Genomic DNA, 23,142 nt, shown 5'->3' with positions numbered 1-23,142 from the left:
ATAGCGACGTCGATGCGCGCGGAATACTGGCAGGGGTGATAGGGCGCGGCGCGACGCCGCGCCGGAGCGCGCTACGGCTGCTTGCGTTTTGCGAAGTAATGCGCGGGCGAATCGCCGAACGCGCGGCGGAACATCGCGATGAAGTTGCTCGGCGTCGCATAGCCGAGCGCGTCCGCGACGTTGGCGACGCTGTCGCCGTTCGCCAGGCATTCGAGCGCGTGCGTCAGGCGCGCCTGCTGGCGCCATTGCGCGAAGCTCGTGCCGGTTTCCGCGACGAACAGCCGGCTCAGCGTGCGCGCGGACAACCCGGCCCATTCGGCCCACGCCTCGAGCGTGCGGCTGTCGTGCGGCTGCCCGAGGATCGCGTTGGCGATCCGCAGCAGCCGGCGGTCGCGCGGCATCGGCAAGTGCAGCGGCTCGTGCGGCGCGCGGCGCATCTCGTCGAGCAGCACGACGCTCATGCGCGCCTGCTCGATGTCGAGCCGGTCCTGGTCGGCCCACGACACCGCGCGCCGCACCAGCGCGCGCATCAACTCGGTAATCGCGATCACGCACGGCTGGTCCGGCATCCGCCGGCTCGCCGCCGGCGCGATCACGACGCTCCAGCCGCTCAACGCGCCGCTGATGCTGACCTTGTGCTGTTCGCCGGGCGGGATCCAGCCGGCGCGATGCGGCGGCAGCATCCACGAACCGTGCGGCGTGCGCACATGCGCGAAACCGCTTTCCACGCAGAACACCTGGCCGCGCAGATGGCTGTGCCAGTCGACCTCGCGGGTGCCGAGCTGGTAGGCGTTGGTGCCGTCGTCCTCGCCCCAGAGGGCGATCAGCGACGGGCCGTCCGCCCGTTCGCTCGGATCGGCGTCGGCGCGCTGCACGGGGCGCGGTGGAACAACGTCTCGGATGGGCATGGCCGGATTTCATTATTTATTGTCCAAACAACATTATCAGCTTTGTCCGGGAGCGTCCAACAATGCATGTCGTGTTCAAACCAATACGAAGCAGAGGAATGCGATGCATGCAGCACTTGCTCCCTGGACACGCGATGCCGGCGCGATTCGCGTCATGTCGCGAATCGCCGCCGCCGCGGCGCTCGTCGTGCTCGGCGCGTGCGCGAGCCGCGACGGGCTCACGCCGGCCGGCACGCTGCGCGGCCCCGATACGCTCGCCGCGTCGCGCAGCCTCGCACACGTGCAGGCTGCCGACTGGCCGGCCGCCGACTGGTGGCGCACGCTGAACGATGCGCAACTGAGCGCGCTGATCGACGAAGCGCTCGCCGGCAATCCCGATCTCGCGACCGCCGATGCGCGCGCACGTGAAGCGCAGGCGCTGGTGATCGAAGCGCAGGCGGCCCGTTTGCCGCACGTCGACGGCAACGCGAGCGCGAAGGCCGAACGGCTGTCCGGCACGCAGTTCTCGACGGACGAGGGCGGCGGCTTCTTCAGCCACACGCGCCAGGTCAATCTCGGCCTCAGCTGGGACATCGATCTGTGGGGCGGCCGCCGGGCCACGTGGGAAGCCGCGCTCGGCGAGGCGCGCGCCGCGCGGATCGACCTGCAGGCCGCGCGCGTGCTGCTGTCCGTCAACGTCGCGCGCGCCTACGTGAATCTCGCCTATGCATTCGACCAGCAGGACGTCGCGCGCGCCGAATACGACCGCGCCGACGAGGCGTTGACGCTGACGCGCCAGCGCGTCACCAGGGGCATCGACAACGTCGCGCAACAGCGCCAGGCCGAAAGCGAGGTCGCGGCCGCGACGCGCGAACAGGCGCGCACGGCGCAGACGATCGACAGCGCGCGCATCGCGCTCGCGATGCTGCTCGGCGCGGGCCCCGATCGCGGCCTTGCGCTCGTGCGTCCCGCGCCGCTGCCGGTCGCCGCGCTCGCGGTGCCGGCCGACCTGCCGGCCGCGCTGCTCGGCCGGCGCGCCGATATCGTCGCCGCACGCTGGCGGGTCGAGGCCGCCAGCCACAAGGTCGAGGCCGCCCGCGCGGATTTCCTGCCCAACGTGAGCCTCACCGCGTTGATCGGGCTCGCGACGCGCGGCGGCGCCTCCTTGTTCCAGGCCGCCTCGCGCACCTACAACGTCAGCCCGGCCGTCAGCCTGCCGATCTTCGACGGCGGCGAACGGCGCGGCGTGCTGCGCAAGCGCGACGCGCAATACGACCTCGCCGTCGCCGGCTACAACAAGACGCTGATCGGTGCGATCGGCGAGGTCGCCGACGATCTGCACCGGCTGCATTCGCTCGCCGTGCAGACCGACGCGCAGCAGCGCGCGTTCGATTCCGCCACCGATGCATGGCGGCTCGCCGACGAACGCTACCGGGCCGGCGTCGGCAGCTATCTCGACGCGCTCGTCGTACGTCAGCAACTGCTGGTCGCGAGCCGCGAGGTCGCCGCGCTGCGTGCGCAGCGCGCGGACCAGTCGCTGCAGCTCGTCGCCGCGCTCGGCGGCGGCTTCCACGCCGAGCCGGACGACGTCGCGCTCGCCGCCACTCCTTCCCAACGTCCTTGACATCGATCATGAGCAGCGACAACTCCCTGCAGACTCCCGCGCGGCCGGCAGCCGCCGATTCCGCCAGCACCCGCCAGCAGCCGGCGGCCGACCACACCGGCGCGCCGCGCGCACCGGGCAGCCCGGGCGGCCCCGACGCCCGCGCGCAAGCGGCGCCCGGCGGCGCCGCGCCCGCGACACCGCCGCCCCCGGCGCCTCCGGCGCGACGCAAGCACCTCGTGCGCGCGCTCGTCGGCGCGTTCGCGCTCGGCATCGTCGGCTGGGGCGTCTGGTACGTGAGCGTCGGACGCTGGTACGAATCCACCGACAACGCGTATGCGCAAGGCAACGTCGTCGAGCTGACGCCGCAGGTGACCGGCACCGTCGTGTCGATCGACGCGGACGACGGCAACCTCGTGCGCGCCGGCACGCCGCTCGTGCGTCTCGACCCGAGCGACGCGCAGATCACGCTCACGACCGCCCAGGCCGATCTCGCGGCGACGGTCCGCAAGGTGCGCGGCCTGTACAGCAACGAACGCGGACTCGCGAGCAGCATCGATGGCGCGCGCGCCGACCTCGACGCGCGGCGCACCGCGCTCGACAAGGCCAGGGCCGACTACCAGCGCCGCGAGGATCTCGGCCGCTCCGGCGCGATCTCGCGCGAGGAGCTCGCCCATGCCCGCGATACGCTGACGTCCGCGCAAAGCGCGTATGCATCCGCGCAAAGCGCGCTCGCGACCTTGAGCGAGCAGCATCAGACCAGCAAGGCGCTCGTCGACGACACCGCGGTCGCCTCGCACCCGGACGTGCAGGCCGCGGCCGAGCGCCTGCGCGCCGCGTACCTCGCGCGGGCGCGCACCGACATCGTCGCGCCCGTCACCGGCTACGTCGCGAAGCGCACGGTGCAGGTCGGCCAACGCGTATCGCCCGGCGTGCCGCTGCTCGCGGTCGTGCCGCTGCGCGAGCTGTGGGTCGACGCGAACTTCACCGAGAAGCAGCTCGAGAACATGCGCATCGGACAACCGGTCGAACTGAGCGCCGACCTGTACGGCGACGGCGTGCGCTACACCGGCCGCGTGCAGAGCCTCGGCGTGGGCACCGGCAGCGCGTTCTCGCTGCTGCCCGCGCAGAACGCCACCGGCAACTGGATCAAGATCGTGCAGCGGCTGCCGGTCCGCATCGAGCTGACCGATCCGGCCCAGCTCGACGCGCATCCGTTGCGCATCGGCCTGTCGATGCACGCGCGGGTCGACCAGCACGACCGCAGCGGCGCGATGCTGTCGTACCGCGAGCAGCGCGCGCCGCTGTTCCGCACCGACGTGTATCGCGACGTGCTCGCACGCGCCGACAGCCTGATCGCCGACGTCATCCACGCGAACCTGCCGGCGACGGCACGCACGGAGACCGTCCGATGAGCGGCCCGATGGCGGCCGCCGACAGCGGCTTTCGTCCGTCGAGCGTCGCGCTGACGACCTTCGGCCTCGCGCTCGCGGTCTTCATGCAGGTGCTCGACGGCACCGTCGCGAACGTGTCGCTGCCGACCATCGCCGGCAACTTCGGCGTGAGCACGACGCAGAGCGCATGGGTCGTCACCACGTTCTCGGTCAGCAACGCGATCGCGTTGCCGCTGACCGGGTTTCTCGTCAAGCGCGTCGGGCAGGTGCGGCTGTTCGTGTGGGCGACGCTCGCGTTCACGTTCGCGTCGCTGCTGTGCGGCCTCGCGCAGAACCTGCCGCAACTCATCGCGTTCCGTGCGCTGCAGGGCCTGGTGGCCGGGCCGATGATCCCGACCACGCAGGCGCTGATGCTGTCGATCTACCCGCCGCAGCGGCGCGGCTTCGCGTTGTCGATGATCGCGATGGTCACCGTGGTCGCGCCGATCGCGGGGCCCGTGTTCGGCGGCTGGGTCACCGAGCATTACTCGTGGCGCTGGGCGTTCCTGATCAACCTGCCGATCGGCGTGTTCGCCGCGATGTGCGTGTTCGCGCAAATGCGCGCGCGGGTCGAGACCACCGTTGCCGCGCGCGTCGACTATGTCGGCCTCGCCGCGCTCATCGTCGGCGTCGGCGCGCTGCAGATCGTGCTCGACAAAGGCAACGAGGCCGACTGGTTCAACTCCACGTTCATCGTGGTGATGTCGGTGGTCGCCGCGTTCGGCATCGCGCTGTTCCTGATCTGGGAGCTCAACGAGCCGAATCCGATCGTCAACCTGCGGCTGTTCGCGCATCGCAACTTCGCGGCCGGCACGCTGACGCTCGTGCTCGCGTACTCGGCGTTCTTCGCGGTCAACGTGATCGTGCCGCAATGGCTGCAGCGCACGCTCGGCTACACGGCGTTCTGGGCCGGGCTCGCGGTTGCGCCGATGGGCGTGATCCCCGTGCTGATGACGCCGTTCATGGGCAAGTACGCGCCGCGCTTCAACATGCGCGTGCTGGTGTGCTGCGCGTTCGCGATCCTCGGCGTGTCGTCGTTCCTGCGCGCGGGCTTCGTGCCCGACATCGACTTCACGCACATCGCGCTGATCCAGTTGCTGCAGGGCCTCGGTCTCGCGCTGTTCATCATGCCGATCAACAGCATCCTGCTGTCCGACCTGAAGCCGGACGAGATCGCCGCCGGCTCCGGCCTGTCGACGTTCCTGCGCACGCTCGGCGCGAGCTTCGCGGTGTCGATCACGTCGTTCCTGTGGGACCGGCGCGCGATCCTGCACCACGCGCAGCTCAGCGAACACGTGAGCGCGTTCGATCCGGCCGTGCGCGCCGAAGTCGCGCGGCTCGGCGGCGGCGATCCGCAGCGCGCGGCGACGCTGCTGAGCAACCTGGTCGACGCACAGGCTTACCAGATCTCTTTCAACGACGTTTCGTTCGCGCTCGGCTGCGTGTATCTGGTCGTGATCGCGGTGGTGTGGCTCGCCCGTCCGCCGTTCGGTCCGGGTGCGGCCGCGAAACGATGAAGCGGGCGCTGCGCGGCCCGTTCCGACCCATGCTGTTCAATTCGATGGAGATTGACCCGATGCCTACCCACCACACAGGCGATACGCCGTCCGGACTGGCGACGCTCGCCGTGTTCGACGTCACGGAATTCCCGCTCGTCGTCGTGCGCAACGACGCGATCGCGTCCGCCGGCTACGCGCAGCGCTGGCTCGACGACATGCACACGCTGATGCAGCACGGCGAGCCGTTTGTCATGATCTTTCCGCCGGCCCGCCCGGACGAGACGCACGACGACCGCAAGGAGCGCGGCATGTGGCTCAAGCAGAACCGGGCCGCGCTCGCCACGGTCTGCCGCGCGCTCGTCTCGATCGAACCGGATCCGGCCGAGCGTGAAGCGGCCGTCGCGAACGCGTCAGGCATCGAGAAGGCGTTCGGCATTCCGTTCGACGTGACGGCGTCGCTCGACGACGCGAAGCAGGCGGGCCGGCGACGTCTGCTAGAGGCGGTCTAGCGCGGCCCGTTCACGCGCAACGCCTCCAACCGGTTGCGCAAGTCCGCCTGAATGCAGATTCCAACTAATGAACGGGGTGGCTTGTATGAATGGACTGGATTGTCTGAAATGGTTGGTACCCGGCGATACGGACGCGTCATGGCAGCGGATGACCGACGCGGCCGCCGGAATGGGATTCGACAAGGTGGTGCTGATCGTGCTGCCGTTTACCGGCGCGTCGTTCGACCTCGCGCGCAAGTGGAGCAGCGGCGTGCCCGGCTGGACGGCGCTGTACCGGCAGCGTGAGTTCGACCGCATCGATCCGATGCTGCGGCATTGCTTCCGTTCCGCGCTGCCGCTCGTCTGGGACGACGCGCTGTTCGTGCTGCCCGGGCAACGGCAGTGTTACGAGGCGGCCGCCGCGTACGGCATGCGCAGCGGCGTCGTGCTGCCGGTGCGCGGCGCGAAGGGGGAGGTCGGCATGCTGTTGTGCGCGAGCGCGGACGACCTCGCCGACACGCGCGAGCGCTGCGACCGTCATCTCGCGAAACTGACGTTGCTGCGCGACGTCGCGTGCGAAGCGATCGCCGGCTCGCGCTGCCACGCACCGCCCGACAGCGTGCCGCGTCTGAGCCGGCGCGAAGTCGAATGCCTGCGCTGGCACGCGGCCGGCAAGACGTCGTGGGAAATCGGCCACATCCTGAACGTGACCGAGTCGTGCATCAATTTCCACTTCATGAACATCCGCCGCAAGTTCAACGTGTCACGTCGGCATGAAGCCGTGCTGCGTGCGGTCGAGTGGGGGCTGATCAGCATCTCCGACGTGACGGTGCCCACCTGATGCGGGTGCATCCGCGAGCCAGCGGTCGAGAAACGCGCTGAGCCACGCCGCGGTCGCACGGTCGTGCCGCCAGCCTTCGCGAGCCTGCGTCGCGAGATCCTGCGCCCCGGGCGCCGCCAGCTTGTGCGCGGCGGCCGTGCTCCAGCGCCGCATCATCGGAAAGCTCACTTCCGGATGGAACTGGACGCCGTACGCGCGCGGCCCGTAGCGGACGGCCTGGTTCTCGAAGTGCTCGCCGGTCGCGAGGAGCTCGAGCCCGTCCACGCGCTCGAAGCCCTCGCGATGCCACTGGTAGACGTGCGACGGCCAGGACCCGACCCGCCTGCCGGCGGGCGTCGCGGCGATCGGCCAGTAGCCGATTTCCGCGCGCCCGTCCCGGTGCGCGCTCACGCGGCCGCCCAGGTGGCGGATCATCATCTGCGCGCCCAGGCACACGCCGAGAAAGGGCGCCGCCTCGCGCAGCGGCACGCCGATCCAGTCGATCTCGTCGCGAATCCAGCGATCGCCGTCATTGGCGCTCATCGGGCCGCCGAACACCACGGCGCCGGCATGGCCGGCCAGCGTCGCCGGCAGCGGATCGCCGAGCGGCGGGCGGCGAATATCGAGCGGATGGCCGCGCTCGGCGAGCAGGCGCCCGATCCGGCCGGGGCTCGACTGCTCGCGATGCAGGACGATCAGGATCGGACGAAGTGCGAGGGGCGTCATGTCGTGTCGTGAGTGTCGTGAAGGTCGTCTGGCAGGAAGTCAGCCCGGCTGGCCGCGCAGCGCGTCGAACGACACCATCACCTGTTCGCGATAGGCGGGCCGTCGGCACAGGCGAGCGTACCAGGCTTCGACGTGCGGCAGCGGCGGCCGCTCGACGTCGAGCGAGAAATAACGGAACAGCGTCGCGCCGGCCGGAATGTCGGCCAGGCCCGGCGTCGCCCCGCCGAGAAAAGGCTGCGTCGACAGCAGCCGGTCGAGCAGCTGGTATTGCATGGCGCTGCGCGCGGCCTTGTCGCGCACGAGCGCATCGTCGCGCCGCTCGGGCGGCGTTCGCACCAGCGCCCAGAACAGCCCGGTCATCACGTCGGGCTCGAGCGCCGTCTGCGACCAGTCCATCCAGCGCTCCGCGCGCGAACGGGCGAACGCGTCGCGGCACCAGAACGGGCTGTTCGGCACGCGCGCGGCGAGATAGCGCAGGATCGTGTGCGACTCCCAGACCACGTCGCCGTCCCAGTCGATCACCGGAATCCGGCAGGTCGGATTCAGCGCCGTGAACGCGGGCGTCTGCAGCGAGCCGTGCTCCCCGCCCGCCGGGATATGGCGGTACGGCACGCCCAGCTCTCCGATGAGCCATAGCACTTTCTGCACGTTGAACGACGTGCGGCGCCCCCAGACGGTCAGCATCGCGCGGCGTCCTCGCAGGCGGCGGCAGGCGCGTACGCCGCATAGCGGTCGAGGCCCGCGGCGAGATCGGCGATCAGGTCGTCCGGATCCTCGAGCCCGATGTGCAGGCGCACGCCGCGGCTGCCGGCCGGCCAGCGCGCCGCGAGGCCGTGCGCGTCCAGCTCGAACGGCAGCGCGAGGCTTTCGTAGCCGCCCCACGAATAGCCGAGCCCGAACAGCGCCAGGTGGTCCAGAAACGCTTCGACCGCCTGCTGCGGCGCAGGGCGCAGCACGACCGAGAACAGCCCGGACGCGCCACCGAAATCGCGGCGCCACAGCGCATGCCCGTCGTCGCCGGGCAGCGCGGGATACAGCACGCGCTGCACTTCCGCGCGCGTCGCGAGCCAGGCCGCGACCGCGAGCGCATTGCGCTGATGCTGGCGCAGCCGCACGCCGAGCGTGCGCAGCCCGCGCAGCGCGAGGAATACGTCGTCGGGGCCCGCGCACAGGCCGAGATCGCCGTGCAGCTGCTTCAACGCGGGCCACGCGCGTTCGCTGGCCGATACCGTGCCGAGCATCGCGTCGGAATGCCCGACCAGGTACTTGGTGCCGGCCTGGATCGACAGGTCGATGCCGAACGCATGCGGCCGGAAAAAGAGGGGCGTGGCCCAGCTGTTGTCCGCGATGACCAGCGCGCCGTGCGCCTGCGCGAGCCGGACCAGCGCCGGAATGTCGTGCATGTCGAACGTGTAGGAGCCGGGCACTTCGACGTACAGCGCACGCGTGTTGGGACGGAACGCGGCGGCGACGGGCGTGCTGCCGTCGTACCAGGTCGTCTCGACGCCGAGCCGTGCAAGCACGCCTTCGCATGCGTGGCGCACCGGGCCGTAGACCGAGGCGGTCATCAGCAGGTGATCGCCGGGTTTCAGGCAGGACAGCAGCGCGAGCGTGCACGCGGACAGGCCCGACGGACACAGCACCGCGCCGGCGCCGCCCTCGAGGCTCGTCACCGCGCGCTCGAGCGCCTCGGTCGTCGGCGTGCCGCGGCGGCCGTAGATATACGGCTGCGTGCGGTTCAGCAGATCGGACACCGTCGGGCTCAGCACGGTCGACGCGTGGTAGACGGGCGGATTGACGAAGCCGTGCCAGGCCGCGCTGTCGCGGCCCGCGTGCATGAGCCGTGTGTCGTCGTGCATCCGGTCAGGCCGGTGACCGCCCGGCCGCGGCGGATGTTCGGCGGACTTCAAGGCCATAGCGCGCACCGTTCCCAGCGCTGGCCGGCCCGGCGGTACGCCTGCCGCGCGAAGCGGCGTGCGCTGTCCGCGCGCCAGAATTCGGCTTCGTCCGGGGCCAGCGTGTACAGGTGCCAGTCGTCCGACACGAGCCCCGGATCGGCGGCCAGCCGCTCGAGCTGCGCGTCGATTGCGCGCGTCAGGTCGGCGGGATCGTCGAGCCGCTCGCTTTGGCGTCCGGCGAGGATGCTCGCGCGCGACCGCTCGGGGCGGCCCGCGAAATCGGCGCGGCCCTCGGCGTCCGGCAGCCGCTCGACCGGGCCGCTCAGGCGCACCTGGCTTGCGATCGCCGGCCAGTAGAACGTGAGCGCGGCGAACGGCAGGTGTTCGAGCTGACGCCCCTTCGGGCTGCGCGTGCTCGCCGCGAAATGCCAGCCGCGCGCGTCGACGTTCAGCAGCACCACGGAGCGTGCATCGGGCCGCCCGTCCGGGCGCACCGTCGACAGCGTCATCACCTGCGGTTCGACGGCGCCCGCGGTGACGGCCTCGTCGAGCCAGCGCTCGAACTGCGCCTGCGGCGTTGCGGGCCAGTCCTGCGCGGGCACGTGCGGCGCCGCGTGAGCGAGGGTTTTCAGCGCCTTCAGGCGCGTTGCGATCGTATCCATGGCGTCACTCAGGCAATGCCGAATTGCGTCGCGCGGGCGATCAGCCGATGCGCGGCGAGATAGTCGGGAACTTCCGCGAGGAAGCCGTCGACGACGGCCGCGGCAACGCGGCGGCCGCCGGATTCGCGCCGCGCGGTGTCGAACGCGTCGATCACGCGGCGGGCGAGGGCGACCTCGTCGGCCGTCGGCGTCAGCACGCGATTGACGACCGGCACGAACTGCCCGTTGACGATCGCCTTGGCCTGATATCCGAGGCCGCGCGACACGCGCATGTCGAGTTCCGCGCCTTCGTTGTCGGCATAGCTGTACGGGCAGTCGATCGCCGTGACGCCGACCGCCGCGCACTCGACGCGAAAGCGCGAGCGCACGTAGTCGAGTTCGCGGCCGGCGCGGGTGCGCTCGGCGCACATGTCGGCCACCATGTCCTCGGTCGCGACGAGCACGGCCGACACGCGCGGGCTCGAGCGCGCGATCGCCATCGTGTTCACGAGACCGAGCGTCGTCTCGATGTTCGGCACCAGTTCGGTCGAGCCGGGCGTAATGTCGTATTCGCGCTCGAACCGCGTGACGGCTTCGTCGAGTGCGACGACCTGCTCGGGCGTCGCGACATACGACATCATCACGATGTCCGGCCGGCCGCGCATCGCGGCGCGCAGGTCGTCGATGCCGCCCGTGTCGAGCGGATTCACGCGCACCGACGCGAGGATGCCGGCTTCGCGCCAGCCCGCGAGCACCCGCTCGCTCAGCTCGCGCGCGGCCGGCCGCCGGTCGGGCGGCGTAAAGGTTTCGAGTTCCTGGATCAATACGTCCGCGCCGCTCGCGGCGCCGGCGACGAGCGCATCGTGATCGGCGCCGGCGAGAAACAGCCAGGAGCGGCGCAGGCGGGAAGGACGTCGGTGGGTCGTTGCCATGTGAGGTTTCCTGTAGTGCGCGTGATAGGCGGATCGATGGCGCGGGCGCTCAGCCGGCGCGCATCATCTGGTTGAAGATGTTCTTGCGGTGCATTTCCTCGGTTCCGCCGACGCTCATGAAGCCCAGCGCATCCGACGCGAACGCGGCCACCGGCCCGGCCTGGTAGCCGAGGCTGCCGTACAGCCGCACGAGGCCGAGCGCGCCGTCGACGAGATCCTGCGCGCCGACCAGCTTCGCGATCGAGCAGGTCATCAGCGCCTGCGGGTGATCCGTCAGCAACTGCGCGAGCGCGCCGCGCGCGAGCCACGTGCCGCGCTCGATGCCGATCTGCAGGTCGACGAGACGGCGCTGCACGTACTGGTGCTCGTCGATCGTGCTGTCGAAGCTGCGCCGCTCGCGGCAATAGCCGATCGCGTCGCGCAGATACGGCGCCGTGACCTGCGCGGCGACGAGGCCGTAGTAGAGGCGGCCGAGCGAGATGATGTCGATCAGGTTGCCGAGCCCCGCGCCCGGCTCGCCGAGCAGCTGGCCGCGCGTGATCGGGCAGTCGTCGAAGTGCAGCGCGCCGGTGGGCAGGTCGTCGAGGCCGAGCTTGCGGTCGGGCGCGGCAACCGTCATGCCCGGCTGGTCGCGGTCGACGATCACGAGCGCCGTATTGCGCCGGCCCGGCGTTTCGATGCGCGTGACGACGAGGATGAAGCGCGCGAGCGGCGCGTGCGCGATATTGAATTTGCTGCCGGTCAGCCGATAGCCGTCGCCATGCTCGACCAGTTTCGTCGCGATGCTGCGCACGTCGGTGCCGGTGCCCGGTTCGGCGATCGCCGTCGCGCTCAGTTCGCCGCGCAGGATCGCGCCGAAATAGCGGTCCTGCTGGGTCGCGGTGCCATACCGTTCGAGCGCGCGCACCATGCCGGCCTGCGCGATCACCGACAGCAGCAGCGCCGGACGGCGGATCGACGAGGCGAGCCCCTCGAGCGCCGCGGAAAAATGCCACCAGCCGTGACCGTCGCCGCCATACGTCTCCGGCACGATCATGTCCCACAGTCCTTCCTGCCCGAGGCGTTTCCAGCCGGCTTCATCGAAGGCGGCCGGCGCGCGGCCGTCCCGCTCCGCGGCGGCGATCTCCGCGCCGATGTCGCGAAAACGCGCGAGCGTCGCATGCTGTTCCTGCGTCCAGTCAAATGGCATCTGTCCTGTCTCCGGTCGAAGCGGCGCGGCCTCCGACGGCGCGCCCGCGATGCCGACAAGGTTAAGGGGACGTGGATGGCGCAGGTACTGGCAGTAGTGGTAGTTGCCGCGCAGGGTGGGGCGGCGGACCGGGGCGGGGGCGTCCGGTGGCAGGCATTGCAATGCGCGGGCGCCCGTTGCTGATCGACCGGAGCGTTCAGCGCCCGCGCGCCGGGAAAGTCCGGCGATTCACCGGGCCGATTCGCGGGATCGATTCGCGGGCACCGTCGTACCGAACCCGCGGCGTGCAGGCGTCAGTCGCCCTCGACCCGGGTAACGGATGCAAAGCCTTCCTCGAGCGTCGGCGGCTCGAAAAGCGAAGCGACGCTGTCGATACTCGCATCGGGAACGCGCTGGTCCTCGGGGCGCCGGGCATTGCGCGCCTTTGCGACGTGCAGCGGAGCGTCGATCCAGATCGCATGCACTTGCGCGCCGTATCGACGGGCGATATCCATGATCGGCTTGCGGTGTCGTGCCCCGGGCAACGCGGCATCGAAGCAGATGCACGGCGCATGCGCGTGCGCGTGCCTGTCGATCCAGTACGATTTCCCCGCGCCTTGCACGCCGCACACGACGAGCAGCCGCGCGGGCGCTTCCCCGTGACCGGCCAATGCTGCTTCGAGCGCCGTGAAGCTGCTCGACCACGCTGCCTTGCTTCGTTCCGGCGTCCATACCCGCCCGGCGGGCGTCTCGAGAAACGTGTCCGGATTGATGATGTGTATGTCCGTCATGCCAACCTGAGCCGGAAGATGCGTCGACTGGAACTATAGAGCGTTCGGCGCAAACGCGGGCGAACGCGAATGAAACGCGACCGCTTCCGTCATGCAGTCGACGAACGCTCGCACCTTCGGCGAGTGTTGCCGGCTCGGCGGCCAGAGAATCCGGTAGGTCACGGAAGGGGGCGCGTCCCCGTCCAGGACGGAACGCAAGGATCCGTCACGGAGCGGGCCGTCGACCTCGTGGTCGAGCAGGCATGCGATGCCGGCGCCGGCGCACGCCATCGCGAGTAGCGACGGGCTCATGTTCGAGACGGCGGCCGCGCTCAGCTTGAGCGCGTCCATCGACGTGCCGTCCGCGAACGGCCACGGCTGGATTTTCCCGGTGCTCGGGTATCGATACAGCAGCACCGCATGCTGTTCGAGATCGCGCGGATGCCCGGGCACGCCGTACCGGTCGAAATAATCCGGCGACCCGACGATGACGCGGCGGCACGACCCCAGCACGCGTGCAATCAGGCGCGAATCCCGCGGCTGCCCCGTCCGCACGACCACATCGAAACCGTCTTCGATCACGTCGACCAGCCGATCCGAGTAATCCACCTCCAGTTCGATCTCCGGGTAGCGTCGATGAAATCCCGCCAGGAGTAGCGGCGTCACCACGCTGGTCAGCGGCAGGCTGACCCGCAACCTGCCGCGCGGCGCGTCGGCGCGCTGCTGAAGCTCGACTTCCGCCAGATCCAGCTCGTCGAGGATGCGGCGACACCGCTCCAGAAAGACGCTGCCCTCGGGCGTGAGCGCCACGCTGCGCGTACTGCGGTGAAACAGCCTGACGCGCAGGTGCGCTTCCAGCCGGGCCACGTTCTTGCCGACTGCGGAAGGCGAAATGCCCAGATGCCGTGCGGCGGCGACGAAGCTGCGGGTATCGGCAACCTGCACGAACGATTGCACCCAGTTCAGGTTATTCATCATCGGCGTATGAAGGATTCCGGACCGGCCGGTTCATTCTGTATGGAGTCGTGTCCCGTTTATCCGCGCAGACCCGGCTTGTAGGATGGCCCGGCGAACTTGAGTTGTGTTCCGACAGCTCAGCATCTTCCCTCCGAAACGAGCGAGCCATGTCCCTCTCCGATATCCGCAAGCGCGCCATCGTATTGACGGCCGTCAGTCTGGCCGGCGTCATGTTTCACCTGGAAATATCCAGCGTGCCCGTCATCCTCTCCACGCTGGAGACCGTCCTGCACGGCGACTTCAAGTCCATGCAGTGGGTCATGAATGCGTACACCATCGCCTGCACGACCGTCCTGATGGTAACGGGCACGCTGGCGGATCGCTACGGACGCAAGCGCATTTTCATCCTGAGTCTGGCGTTGTTTGCGGTGACGTCCCTGATGTGCGGCCTCGCGCAAGACATGTCCTTCCTGATCGTCAGCCGGTTCCTTCAGGGCCTGGGCGGCGGAGCGATGATCATTTCCCAGATTGCCGTGCTGTCGCATCAGTTCCAGACGGGAAGGGCGCGCAGCCGCGCGTTTGCCGTCTGGGGGCTGGTGTTCGGCATCGGCCTCGGCCTGGGGCCGCTCATCGGCGGCCTGATCGTCGCGCTGTCGAGCTGGCGATGGATCTTCCTGATACACGTACCGCTCGCCGCGCTGACCGCCGGGCTCGTCTTCCAACACGTGGACGAATCGAGGAATCGCGAGGAAACGACGCTCGATCTCGCGGGGCTGTTCACGCTGGCGTTCGCCGTGCTCGGCGCGACCTATTTCATCACGCAAGGCTCGTCTGCCGGCTTCGCCGGCGGCATCGGCGTACTGCTTGCCGCGACGATCAGCCTCGCCGCGTTCATCGTCATCGAATCCAGGCATCCGCGGCCGATGTTCGATTTTTCCGTCTTCAGGATCCGTCCGCTTTCCGGCGCGCTCGTCGGCTCCGTCGCGATGAACGTCAGCTTCTGGCCGTTCAACATCTACCTGCCGATCTATTTTCAGGGCGCACTCGGCTATACGCCTGTCGCCGCCGGCGCCTGCCTGCTGGCCTATACGCTTCCCACGCTGGTCATGCCGCCGCTCGCCGAACGCCTGATGCTGCGCTACAACCCGCGCGTGATCATCCCGTTCGGGCTGTTCACCATCGGCCTGGGCCTCTTCCTGATCAGGGTCGGCAGCGGCCTGGCGAATGCCGGCTGGCTGACCGTGATTCCCGGTTGCCTGGTGGCAGGGTGCGGGCTGGGCTTCACCAACACGACCGTCACGAATACGGCCACGGGCGCGATTTCGACCGACCGCGCGGGCATGGCAGCGGGTATCGACATGAGCGCCCGGCTGATCACGTTCGCGATCAATATCGCATTGATGGGATCGATCCTGTCTCAAGGCATTCTGGCGTATCTGAACGGCATCTGGTCGAACGTCCTCGACGAATCCCGGCTACGCGCGCTGGCGGGAATCATCGCCACCGGCAATCTCGCCGATCTTGCGCGGCTGGCTCCCGCGGTAACGACGCTCGATCCGTCCGGACGCATCGCCCACGCCGCGCTCGTGCATGGTTTCAGCTCGGTCTTGCTTTACGGCAGCCTGGCCGCATGGGTGCTGGCAGCCGTCAGTTTCGCGATCTTCGGCCCCGCCGGTTCGTCGTCGAACGCCAGGGATGTGATATGGCATCCTGAAGAAGAACGGGAATTGAACTGACATACCGCGCCACGATCGCGCTTCGATGCAGCGATACAGGCTGCGTCGGAGCGCCACGTTTCAGGCATCGCGGGCCCGCGCCGGAAACTTCACGCGTTCACGACCCTTGCGGCGGTCACGGTCACTTCGACCAGCCAGCCGGGCTCGACCAGCCGCACCACCTGCGCACGCGTGCGAGTGGGCAATGCCGGTTGCGCCGGCGACCCGAAATAGTCGCGATAGACCGTGGAAAAAGCGTCGAAGTCGGGCATGCCGTCATTCGCCGGATCCGCAACGAACAGCGCCTGTACCGCGACGACATCGCCAAGCGCGTACCCCCTGGATTCCAGGATCTGCCGAATCTGGTCGAGTACGCTTCTCGTCTGCGTCTGCATGTCGCCGAAATACGCGACCGTGCGCGGCCCGGCCTCGCGGTTGCATGGCAATGCGCCCACACCGCTCAACGTGATGGTTTTCGCGCCTGCTGGAATTTCGATCGCCTGCGAGAATTCTCGCGCCCAGGATTCCTGGATCGACAAGGGAGTCGGGTGTCGCAGGATGGCATCGCTCATGTCAGGCTCCGGATTGAATTGCACGGTGTCAGGCGCCGTCGGCCGCTTCGTTCGTGTACCACCTGCGCCAACGACCGGTAACAGGCCGGATGATAAGTGGCCGTCGACGATTCATAAAATGAATTAATTAGATGAAACCGTTCGACACGGTCGATCGATGTTGCTACGCTGGCGCAACCGACTGGCACGCGTGTGCGGCCGTGTCCGGACGGCCCCGTGAAGACACCTTGGCAGGCACCCATGGAACTGCGGCACCTTCGCTATTTTCTGGCCATCGCTGAACTGAACAATCTGTCGCGGGCCGCCGAAACGATGTGCGTCGCGCAATCAACGCTGTCGCACGCGCTGCATCAGCTCGAGGAGGAACTGGGCGCCGCGCTGTTCGACAGGGTGGGGCGCAGCATCCGGCTCACGCAGGCGGGTCGCGTGTTTCGCGACTATGCCGCGCGTGCCTGCAACGAAGCGACGCACGCCAGGCGAGCCGTTCAGGAACTCAACGCACTCGAGGCCGGGACGTTCACGCTGGGCGCCATCCCGGTGTTTCCGCTGTCGTTTCTGCCGGACGCGATCGCCGCCTTCAATCGGCGTTACCCGAAAGTGCGCATCGCGGTTCGGGATCTCCTGGCCGCCGAGCTGGAGGAAAACCTCGCCCTCGGCACGCTCGATCTCGGCATCGCATTTCATCCAGCGTCGCGGGACGATGTCGAATCCGAGTATCTGTTCACGGAACGACTCGTGTTGGCGGTCGGCCGGCATCATCCTCTCGCGAAGAAACGCCGGATCCAGTGGAAGACGCTTGATTCGATCCCGCTGGCGCTGCTGACGTCGCGGTTCTCGACGCGCGTCCTGATCGAGCAGACGTTCAGCGACGTCGGCGCGCGTCTGCAGGTCGCGGTGGAAATGGATACGGCCGAGTCGCTGCTCGCCGTCGCGGCCCAAGGACAGCTTGCAACCATCGTCCCCGAAAGCGCCGCGGCGCGCGCCGAACACGTCGACCTGCTGCGCATCACGGGCCCCGAGCTGTCGCGCGATCTGGGCCTGCTGTGGCCGAAAAGAACAGGCCGAACCCGCGCGGCGAGCCTGTTTGCAGAGATGTTGAAGGCGCTGTCCGCCGTGCCGGGACAGCGCGCCCGCGCCTGACTTGCGTTCGTGGTGGCGCCGGCGCCGAATTGCCGGCCGTGAGGGTGCGTCACGCGCCCCACGCACGGCGAATGCGCTCGCGAATGTCCGTCAAGCGAGAAACGGACTCGTTTGCGAAGACGAAGCGCAGGTAGCGATCCGCCCCGGGGCCCCAGCCGCTCATCGGTGTTGCCGCGACTTTGCCGTGCTCCAGCAGTCGCTTCGAGGCATCGGCGGGTTCGATGCCCAACCTTCGGGTGTCGAGCAGCATCGACCAGCCGCCGTGAGGACGGATCACCGGCAGGTCGGCAAGCGCATCCATCAGGAAGTCGCGACGCGCTTCCCACTCCGCCACGGCCTGAGCCACGCCGTCGTCGGTTGCGGTCAGTGCGGCCGTCGCCCCCGCCATCGCAATCCCGACCTGGCAGACCACGTTCGACAGACTGACGAGGCGCACGTCGTTCATGATCGATGCCGGACCGACGATCCATCCGACGCGCCACCCGATCATCCGATACTCCTTCGAAACGGCGCCGACCGTGATCGTCAGCGCTCGCATGCCGGGAAAACTCGCCGGATGTACGACGCGTCGGCCGTCGAACAAGATGCGCTCCATGGCGGCGTCATAGACGAGCCATATGCCGCGCTCCACGCAATGTGTCGTTATTGCCGACCATTCGTCCCGCGACGGGACGTAACCGCTCGGCATCGACGGCGCCATGATCAACAGGGCTTTCGTCCGCGGCCCGATTGCCGCCGCGAGACTGTCGAGATCAAGGCGCCAGCCGTCCGCCGCAGGGACGAGGCGCCCGAACTTCGGGATGCCGCCGGCCAGATGCACGCGGTTGATCAAGCCTGCGTAAGTCGGATCCGTCAGCACCACCTCGTCGCCGGGCTCGACGATTGCCAGCAGCACGTTCAGTATTCCCGCCAGCCCGCCCGCGGACACGATGCACTCGCTTGCGGCGTCATAAGTGACGCCCGCAGCCTGTCCCACGCGGGCGGCGGCCGCTTCCCGCAGCGGCCGCTGGCCCGTAAATGGAAGGTAGCTATTGGCGGAATCGTCCTCTATCGCGTCGTGCGTCCGCGCCAGCGCCACTGCCGGCGGCCGCAGGTCGGTATCGAGATTTTCAAGCCTTAGAATGTCCGGGTCGCCCAGCAAGTCCGCCGCGTCGCCCACGCGATCGACCCCGATACCAGGAATATTTCTCAATCTCGATACTGTCATGGCAGCCTCCGAGGTCGGTTTAATATATTAAAATGAAAAAATCAGTCGATAGCAAGATTTCTTTGAGCGGTCTGGCCGATCGCCTGCGCGAACGCATCACGGACGGAACCTGGGTGCCCGGAACGCAGTTGCGCCAGGATCTGATCGCGAAGGAATTTGGAACAAGCCATATCCCGGTGCGGGAGGCGTTCGTGCAATTGCAGGCGAGCGGGTTCGTGACGATCGTGCCGAACCGAGGGGCGTTCGTTTCGGCGATGACGTCGGCCGAAGCATCGGAGCTGACGGAAATGCGGGTTGTGCTCGAGTTGCTCGCGCTCGATTCCGCCATCGATTCGTTCGGCGCCGCCGACGAGGCCACGGCACGCGCGATTCTCACGCGCGACGCGGACGCCCACGAGCTGGAAGACTGGTCGCTCGATAACTGGGCGTTTCATCGGGCCATCTACCAGGCAAGCGGCAAACGGCATTTGCTTGAGACCCTCGAAGCGATCTGGCGCAAGACCGATCGCTATCTCAGGCTCGTTTGGCAACTACAGCGGTACCAGCCCGTTTCCTCTGCGGAACACGTCGAAATCCTGGATGCCGTGCTTGCTCGCGACCGGCGTACCGCCAAGCGCCTGACGAGAGCGCATATCGAAGCGGCTGGCGTCGTCATGCAGGGCGCACTTCGCGAATCCCGGGCGGGCAGAGACAAAAGCTAGCGCCGCGTGCGCAATTTCAAGGATCGATTGACGATGAACTGTTCGAGCCCGTCGGCCGTCTCCCATTCGCCGAGGCCGGGTGAAAACGTCCGCGATCACCTGGGCTGAATCTGCCCGTACCGATGCGAGGCGAGGGCGTTTTGTCGAAGGCGAGGGCTGGAATCGATTCGGTTCGCACCCGGATTTCGACACCATTGCCCGGTTCAGGCGCAGCAACGGGAAGGGCATTCGCAATGCAATGCCGACGCTTCGCGATGTCATGCCGTGACCTGAAGCTGTCCACGCGAGCGATCGTGGTTATCGATAGCAGCGAGTTCAAATCGGACAGCCGAGGCGGCCAGACAAGAAGGCGCGCAGCAGCATGAAGTGACCGGCGTTCTGTCGCGCCTTGCATTGATTTCGCGTGATGGCAACGCTATCAAAAAAGATAAACTTATATCTAACAAATTTTGACGAAAAATTATGTTCCTGATATGGTTTTTCTGCCTGCAAAGTGCAACCCGGCTGCATTGGCGTCTGGCGGAAAGCGCCGCGTACTTCGCCGGCGGCTGAACCGGACGCCCAACCAACCTCCAGTGGAGGCCGGTAATTCCGGCTATTCAATTGCAGGTGGCGCGTGCTCCGGTTTCGTCGTCACGAGCTTCGCGGGACTCGGTACTGTATCGATTCACGGCGCTGTATAGCTGGAACGGCAATGGCAGCAAGGGAGCGGTTGTCGCCCAGGCAGGGGCGCCGCGCCCGTTTCAACCGGGGGAGTGCCGGATAGATCGAGACGTGTGGTCCCTCCCTTCGGGTCAATTTTAGGAGGACGAATTTATTGAATTTAAATATGCCGATTGAACGAATCTGACGCCGACTGCTGCGACCGAGACAACGCGCAGGCCGGCGCCGTCATCTGCATTCGAATACAACAAAACCCGTTTCCATCAATCTCGAAACCACTCCTGACAGTGAAATACCGATGAAAAACAAAAAAATCAAAGTCAGCGTTATGGCTGTTTCCGCCTTTGCCGCATCGTCGGCTGCAATGGCACAGTCGTCGATCACCCTGTACGGGATGCTCGATGCAGGTATCGGCTACACGTCGAACATCAATGGCCACGATCGGTTCGGCCTCGATGGCGGCGCCTCGGGTTCGAACAAGTGGGGCCTCAAGGGACAGGAAGACCTTGGCGGCGGCCTCAAGGCTGTATTCAAGATCGAAAATGGTTTCAACATCGGGACAGGCGGCATAAACGGGCAGGGGCCCATTGGCTCCACGCGCTCGCTGTTCAACCGCCAGGCTTACGTAGGCCTCACGTCCGACCGGTACGGTACCCTGCGAATGGGGCGCCAGCTCGACGCCGTGACGGAGATGGTCCAGGGCCTGACGGGCGACGCCATTTCGGCGTCGGCATTCTCAACCCCGGGCGATGTGGACAACAACGACAACACGACGAACCAGAACAGCGCCGTGAAGTACATTTCGCCGATCATCAACGGCTTCCAGGCCGAAGGCGCGTACTCGTTCGGCGGTGTTGCCGGCGCGATGGGTTCGGGGCAATCGTGGTCGGTGGCGGCGAACTACGCCCAAGGTGGCCTGACGGTCGCCGGCGGCTACTTCCATGCTGCGAACCAGGGTGAGAACGGGTGGTTGAACGCAACGGCACAACCGGGCTTCGGTGGTGCGCTGGGCTATCCGAGTTCGGGCTACAACGGCGGCAATGCATTCAAGAGCGCGGGCATCGCTCAAGTCGCCGCTCAATACCAGGTTGGCCCCTATACGGCTGGCTTGCGCTACTCGAACGCTCAGTACCAAGGCAACAACGGCCAGCCGTCGATCCACTTCAACGTACTCGGTGCGCTCCTGCAGTATCAGGTAACGCCGGCGCTGTCGCTGGACACCGGGTACACGTATGTCTACGGTTCCGCCGCCACGCCCACGCAAGCTGCAGCTGGCCGCACGATGGCATCGATCAACCAGGTGTCACTGGGTGCGACGTACTCGCTGTCGAAGAGGACCGCGGTTTACGCCATGGGGGCCTATGTCCATGCGTTGGGCGCTCAGGCGTCGGCCGCTGACTTTGGCAACACGGCATCGGGCGGCAACCAGGTTCAGGTCAACATTGGCATGCAACACAGCTTCTGATCGCCGGCCCGACGTCGCGATCCGACGAGATCCCGTGATTTGAGGCAGTTTGCAAGCGGGGACCGGACCGGCATGCATCATGCGGTAAATCATGGGCAGCTCTGCGGTGGCGTGGCGGTAGCGGGATGAAACGCGCTACGCCACCGGTTCAGCGCTGCGGTTTCGCGAAGCGCGCGTTTTACGTGGCGATGAAGGAGGGCGCGTAAGCGTTGGCGTCGGCCACCGTGTTGATCCCGCGCAATCGCATCTCCTTGACCAATCGGTCTTGCAACGTCAGGTGCGCTCGCTCGACACGCCCCTTGGCCGAGCTGCTGTTCGCGCAGAACGTGTCGATGTTCAGCTCATACATGGCGCGACCAAACTGCGTCACACTGCTGCCGGTCTTGCTGGCCTTCGGGCTGCGGAACACGCTGTACTTGTCGCTGTAGAACGCTACCGGCTTGCCGTAGTGCTCCAGATACGCCCGCGTTGCCTCGAAGTAGCTGAAGGTCGATTCGGTTGCCGTAAAGTGCAGATGCATCAGCCGGCTCGTCGCGTCGTCGACATACACCAGCAGCGTGCAGGCCGGCGCCCGTTCCTCGAACCACCGATGATCGCTGCCGTCGATCTGGATCAGTTCACCCAGGCACGCCCGGCGCGCTCGCGGCTGGTAGACCTTCGGCGGTCGTTGCCGGCGCGGAATCCAGAGCCCAGCGTCCGTCATCAGCTTCCTGACCGTTTCCTTTGACACCTGCAGCCCGTGGCATTCCCACAGCTTCTCGCAGGCCAGCGTCGGCCCAAAATCGGCGTAGCGCGCCCGAATCAGGCTCAAGGCACGATGCGCCAAATCCTCGGGCAGTTGATGGTTGCTCGCATGGCCACGGCGCTGCGAAAGCAGCCCGGCCGGGCCAGCAGCCCGATACCGGGCGACCAGCCGTTCAATCTGCCGTCGACTGACCCCGAGCCGCTCCGCGGCTCGCCAAGGCATCAGACGCTGCTCGATCACAGCTTCCACGACTTTCAGACGATCCAGCTCCCGCATGCTCATGGTGATCAGTCCAGGTTGGCCCACGATGCGCTCCGGCAGTTCGAACCGCCGCCAGCATGCGCCGAAACCCTCGAGCTACGACATTTCAACTTTGCCTAGATGCGACATTACAACTTTGCTCTTACACCAAAATTGTCGATAACTATGATTATGTAAAATCAACTATGCGCGTAACCAGACGTGGCTATTGCCGTCTGTTTAAGCAATTATGTTCCTGCTCTCAAAGTAATTTTGTTCCCAGCAGCGCTGGCGGTTCCTGGAACGACACCCTGCGCTGGTCCAAAGTGCCGGACTAAGGCTCACTTGTGGCGCTCTGTCGAGACAATCAGTTTCCATACCAGTCCGCTTGTACCGATCACCGTTTCGCGGCAGCCAAGGTAGTCGTCCCGGGTCATCTCGTCGATGTGCGCAGCTCGGTTCCGGTAGGATTTTGTGAGCTGCGTGAGCGTGCGATGCAACCCATCGGGATCAAGAAGCCAACTTGAACCGACCCATTGGCCCGTGAGCCGTAAAAAACTGCGGATTAATGGGCTAGCTAGCCGCCGTTCTTGGCTGTGAATCACCGTTTGCAGGAAGTGCGAAAAGGTCCCAAGTTCCGGTGGTTTCCTCTGCGGGGCTGCGCAGAAGGCAGCGATGCGGCCGATGTCCTTGTCTTGCTTGTCATCTGTCAGGTTTTCTGCGCCAGCGACATCTGTAGTGGTCAACCAACCCCGGACACTGCGTTAAGTTTTTCTTCCGCAACAGCCGGCGCCAGTCCGTCATTGAACTGATGCGGCCGTATCCAGTTGTACCGATGCATCAGGTAGTGGCTGATATCCCGGTGTGCTTCC

The 23,142-nt window shown here is 66.9% G+C and carries 21 protein-coding genes and 2 pseudogenes; 9 read left to right on the top strand and 14 right to left on the bottom strand.

The features are described from left to right. Positions 1-71: 71 nt before the first annotated feature. Positions 72-908, bottom strand: a complete 837-nt coding sequence (locus GQ56_RS0122420) for an AraC family transcriptional regulator (protein ID WP_031400768.1) — start codon at positions 906-908, stop codon at positions 72-74. A gap of 154 nt (positions 909-1,062) precedes the next feature. On the opposite strand from GQ56_RS0122420, the gene GQ56_RS0122415 reads away from it, so the two are divergent. The 5 genes from GQ56_RS0122415 (at position 1,063) to GQ56_RS0122395 (ending at position 6,751) form a co-directional block, all read left to right on the top strand. Further along, positions 1,063-2,511: an efflux transporter outer membrane subunit gene (locus GQ56_RS0122415; protein WP_031400767.1), complete on the top strand. Its 1,449-nt coding sequence runs from the start codon at positions 1,063-1,065 to the stop codon at positions 2,509-2,511. Positions 2,512-2,519: 8 nt separating this feature from the next. Next, the gene (locus GQ56_RS0122410; RefSeq protein WP_031400766.1) at positions 2,520-3,905 is read left to right on the top strand and encodes an HlyD family efflux transporter periplasmic adaptor subunit; all 1,386 of its coding nucleotides are present in this window, start codon (positions 2,520-2,522) and stop codon (positions 3,903-3,905) included. After that, entirely contained in the window at positions 3,902-5,440 is a 1,539-nt protein-coding gene (locus GQ56_RS0122405) for a DHA2 family efflux MFS transporter permease subunit (protein ID WP_031400765.1), read from the top strand. The genes GQ56_RS0122410 and GQ56_RS0122405 overlap by 4 nt, the downstream gene beginning before the upstream one ends. 59 nt (positions 5,441-5,499) lie before the next feature. After that, the gene (locus GQ56_RS0122400) at positions 5,500-5,931 is read left to right on the top strand and encodes a hypothetical protein (RefSeq protein ID WP_031400764.1); all 432 of its coding nucleotides are present in this window, start codon (positions 5,500-5,502) and stop codon (positions 5,929-5,931) included. An 85-nt stretch (positions 5,932-6,016) separates the two neighbouring features. Next, complete coding sequence (locus tag GQ56_RS0122395) at positions 6,017-6,751, top strand: helix-turn-helix transcriptional regulator (RefSeq protein WP_160257517.1); 735 nt, start codon at positions 6,017-6,019, stop codon at positions 6,749-6,751. Here GQ56_RS0122395 and GQ56_RS0122390 read toward each other — a convergent pair. From GQ56_RS0122390 to GQ56_RS0122355, 8 genes are all read right to left on the bottom strand, one after another. Then, entirely contained in the window at positions 6,674-7,456 is a 783-nt protein-coding gene (locus GQ56_RS0122390) for a glutamine amidotransferase (protein WP_052001228.1), read from the bottom strand. The genes GQ56_RS0122395 and GQ56_RS0122390 overlap by 78 nt on opposite strands. A gap of 39 nt (positions 7,457-7,495) precedes the next feature. Beyond that, a complete protein-coding gene (locus GQ56_RS0122385; protein WP_031400761.1) occupies positions 7,496-8,140 on the bottom strand; it encodes a glutathione S-transferase family protein in 645 nt (214 codons plus the stop codon). Then, a complete protein-coding gene (gene metC / locus GQ56_RS0122380) occupies positions 8,134-9,315 on the bottom strand; it encodes a cystathionine beta-lyase (protein ID WP_052007306.1) in 1,182 nt (393 codons plus the stop codon). The genes GQ56_RS0122385 and metC overlap by 7 nt, the downstream gene beginning before the upstream one ends. Positions 9,316-9,362: 47 nt before the next feature. Beyond that, positions 9,363-10,016: a pyridoxine/pyridoxamine 5'-phosphate oxidase gene (locus tag GQ56_RS0122375; protein WP_031400759.1), complete on the bottom strand. Its 654-nt coding sequence runs from the start codon at positions 10,014-10,016 to the stop codon at positions 9,363-9,365. Between the two features lie 8 nt (positions 10,017-10,024). Then, positions 10,025-10,927: an HpcH/HpaI aldolase/citrate lyase family protein gene (locus GQ56_RS0122370; RefSeq protein WP_031400758.1), complete on the bottom strand. Its 903-nt coding sequence runs from the start codon at positions 10,925-10,927 to the stop codon at positions 10,025-10,027. A gap of 49 nt (positions 10,928-10,976) precedes the next feature. Then, the gene (locus GQ56_RS0122365) at positions 10,977-12,116 is read right to left on the bottom strand and encodes an acyl-CoA dehydrogenase family protein (protein ID WP_031400757.1); all 1,140 of its coding nucleotides are present in this window, start codon (positions 12,114-12,116) and stop codon (positions 10,977-10,979) included. 293 nt (positions 12,117-12,409) lie between these two features. After that, positions 12,410-12,886, bottom strand: coding sequence for an AAA family ATPase (locus GQ56_RS0122360; protein ID WP_031400756.1), 477 nt, complete (start codon positions 12,884-12,886; stop codon positions 12,410-12,412). Between the two features lie 33 nt (positions 12,887-12,919). Next, positions 12,920-13,840, bottom strand: coding sequence for a LysR family transcriptional regulator (locus tag GQ56_RS0122355; RefSeq protein ID WP_043301586.1), 921 nt, complete (start codon positions 13,838-13,840; stop codon positions 12,920-12,922). A 149-nt stretch (positions 13,841-13,989) separates the two neighbouring features. Between GQ56_RS0122355 and GQ56_RS0122350 the strand changes: the two genes are divergently transcribed. After that, complete coding sequence (locus GQ56_RS0122350; protein WP_052007305.1) at positions 13,990-15,558, top strand: MFS transporter; 1,569 nt, start codon at positions 13,990-13,992, stop codon at positions 15,556-15,558. Positions 15,559-15,647: 89 nt separating this feature from the next. Here the strand turns inward: GQ56_RS0122350 and GQ56_RS0122345 are convergent, their stop codons facing one another. Further along, positions 15,648-16,109, bottom strand: coding sequence for a RidA family protein (locus GQ56_RS0122345; RefSeq protein ID WP_235212738.1), 462 nt, complete (start codon positions 16,107-16,109; stop codon positions 15,648-15,650). A 216-nt stretch (positions 16,110-16,325) separates the two neighbouring features. Here GQ56_RS0122345 and GQ56_RS0122340 point away from each other — a divergent pair, with 216 nt between their 5' ends. Continuing rightward, on the top strand, positions 16,326-17,249 hold the full coding sequence (locus GQ56_RS0122340) for a LysR substrate-binding domain-containing protein (RefSeq protein WP_152601823.1): 924 nt from the start codon (positions 16,326-16,328) through the stop codon (positions 17,247-17,249). Positions 17,250-17,298: 49 nt separating this feature from the next. Here GQ56_RS0122340 and GQ56_RS0122335 read toward each other — a convergent pair whose 3' ends face one another. Next, positions 17,299-18,456: a pyridoxal phosphate-dependent aminotransferase gene (locus tag GQ56_RS0122335; RefSeq protein WP_031400751.1), complete on the bottom strand. Its 1,158-nt coding sequence runs from the start codon at positions 18,454-18,456 to the stop codon at positions 17,299-17,301. Positions 18,457-18,488: 32 nt separating this feature from the next. Between GQ56_RS0122335 and GQ56_RS0122330 the strand changes: the two genes are divergently transcribed. Together GQ56_RS0122330 and GQ56_RS0122320 are read left to right on the top strand one after the other, a co-directional pair. Beyond that, on the top strand, positions 18,489-19,157 hold the full coding sequence (locus tag GQ56_RS0122330; protein ID WP_052007304.1) for a GntR family transcriptional regulator: 669 nt from the start codon (positions 18,489-18,491) through the stop codon (positions 19,155-19,157). Positions 19,158-20,118: 961 nt separating this feature from the next. Next, a complete protein-coding gene (locus tag GQ56_RS0122320; RefSeq protein ID WP_031400749.1) occupies positions 20,119-21,285 on the top strand; it encodes a porin in 1,167 nt (388 codons plus the stop codon). Positions 21,286-21,469: 184 nt separating this feature from the next. Here GQ56_RS0122320 and GQ56_RS0122315 read toward each other — a convergent pair. The 3 genes and pseudogenes from GQ56_RS0122315 to GQ56_RS44535 all read right to left on the bottom strand — a co-directional run. Next, positions 21,470-22,312: pseudogene (locus GQ56_RS0122315) on the bottom strand (ISNCY family transposase); the annotation flags it as partial. 299 nt (positions 22,313-22,611) lie between these two features. Then, complete coding sequence (locus tag GQ56_RS44540; RefSeq protein ID WP_152601822.1) at positions 22,612-23,016, bottom strand: hypothetical protein; 405 nt, start codon at positions 23,014-23,016, stop codon at positions 22,612-22,614. Next, positions 23,013-23,142, bottom strand: a pseudogene (locus tag GQ56_RS44535) (IS3 family transposase); the annotation flags it as partial. The pseudogene GQ56_RS44535 and the gene GQ56_RS44540, both read right to left, overlap by 4 nt.

This window comes from Burkholderia paludis, from assembly GCF_000732615.1.
Lineage (GTDB): Bacteria > Pseudomonadota > Gammaproteobacteria > Burkholderiales > Burkholderiaceae > Burkholderia > Burkholderia paludis.
This window is presented reverse-complemented; position numbering and strand designations above follow the sequence as displayed.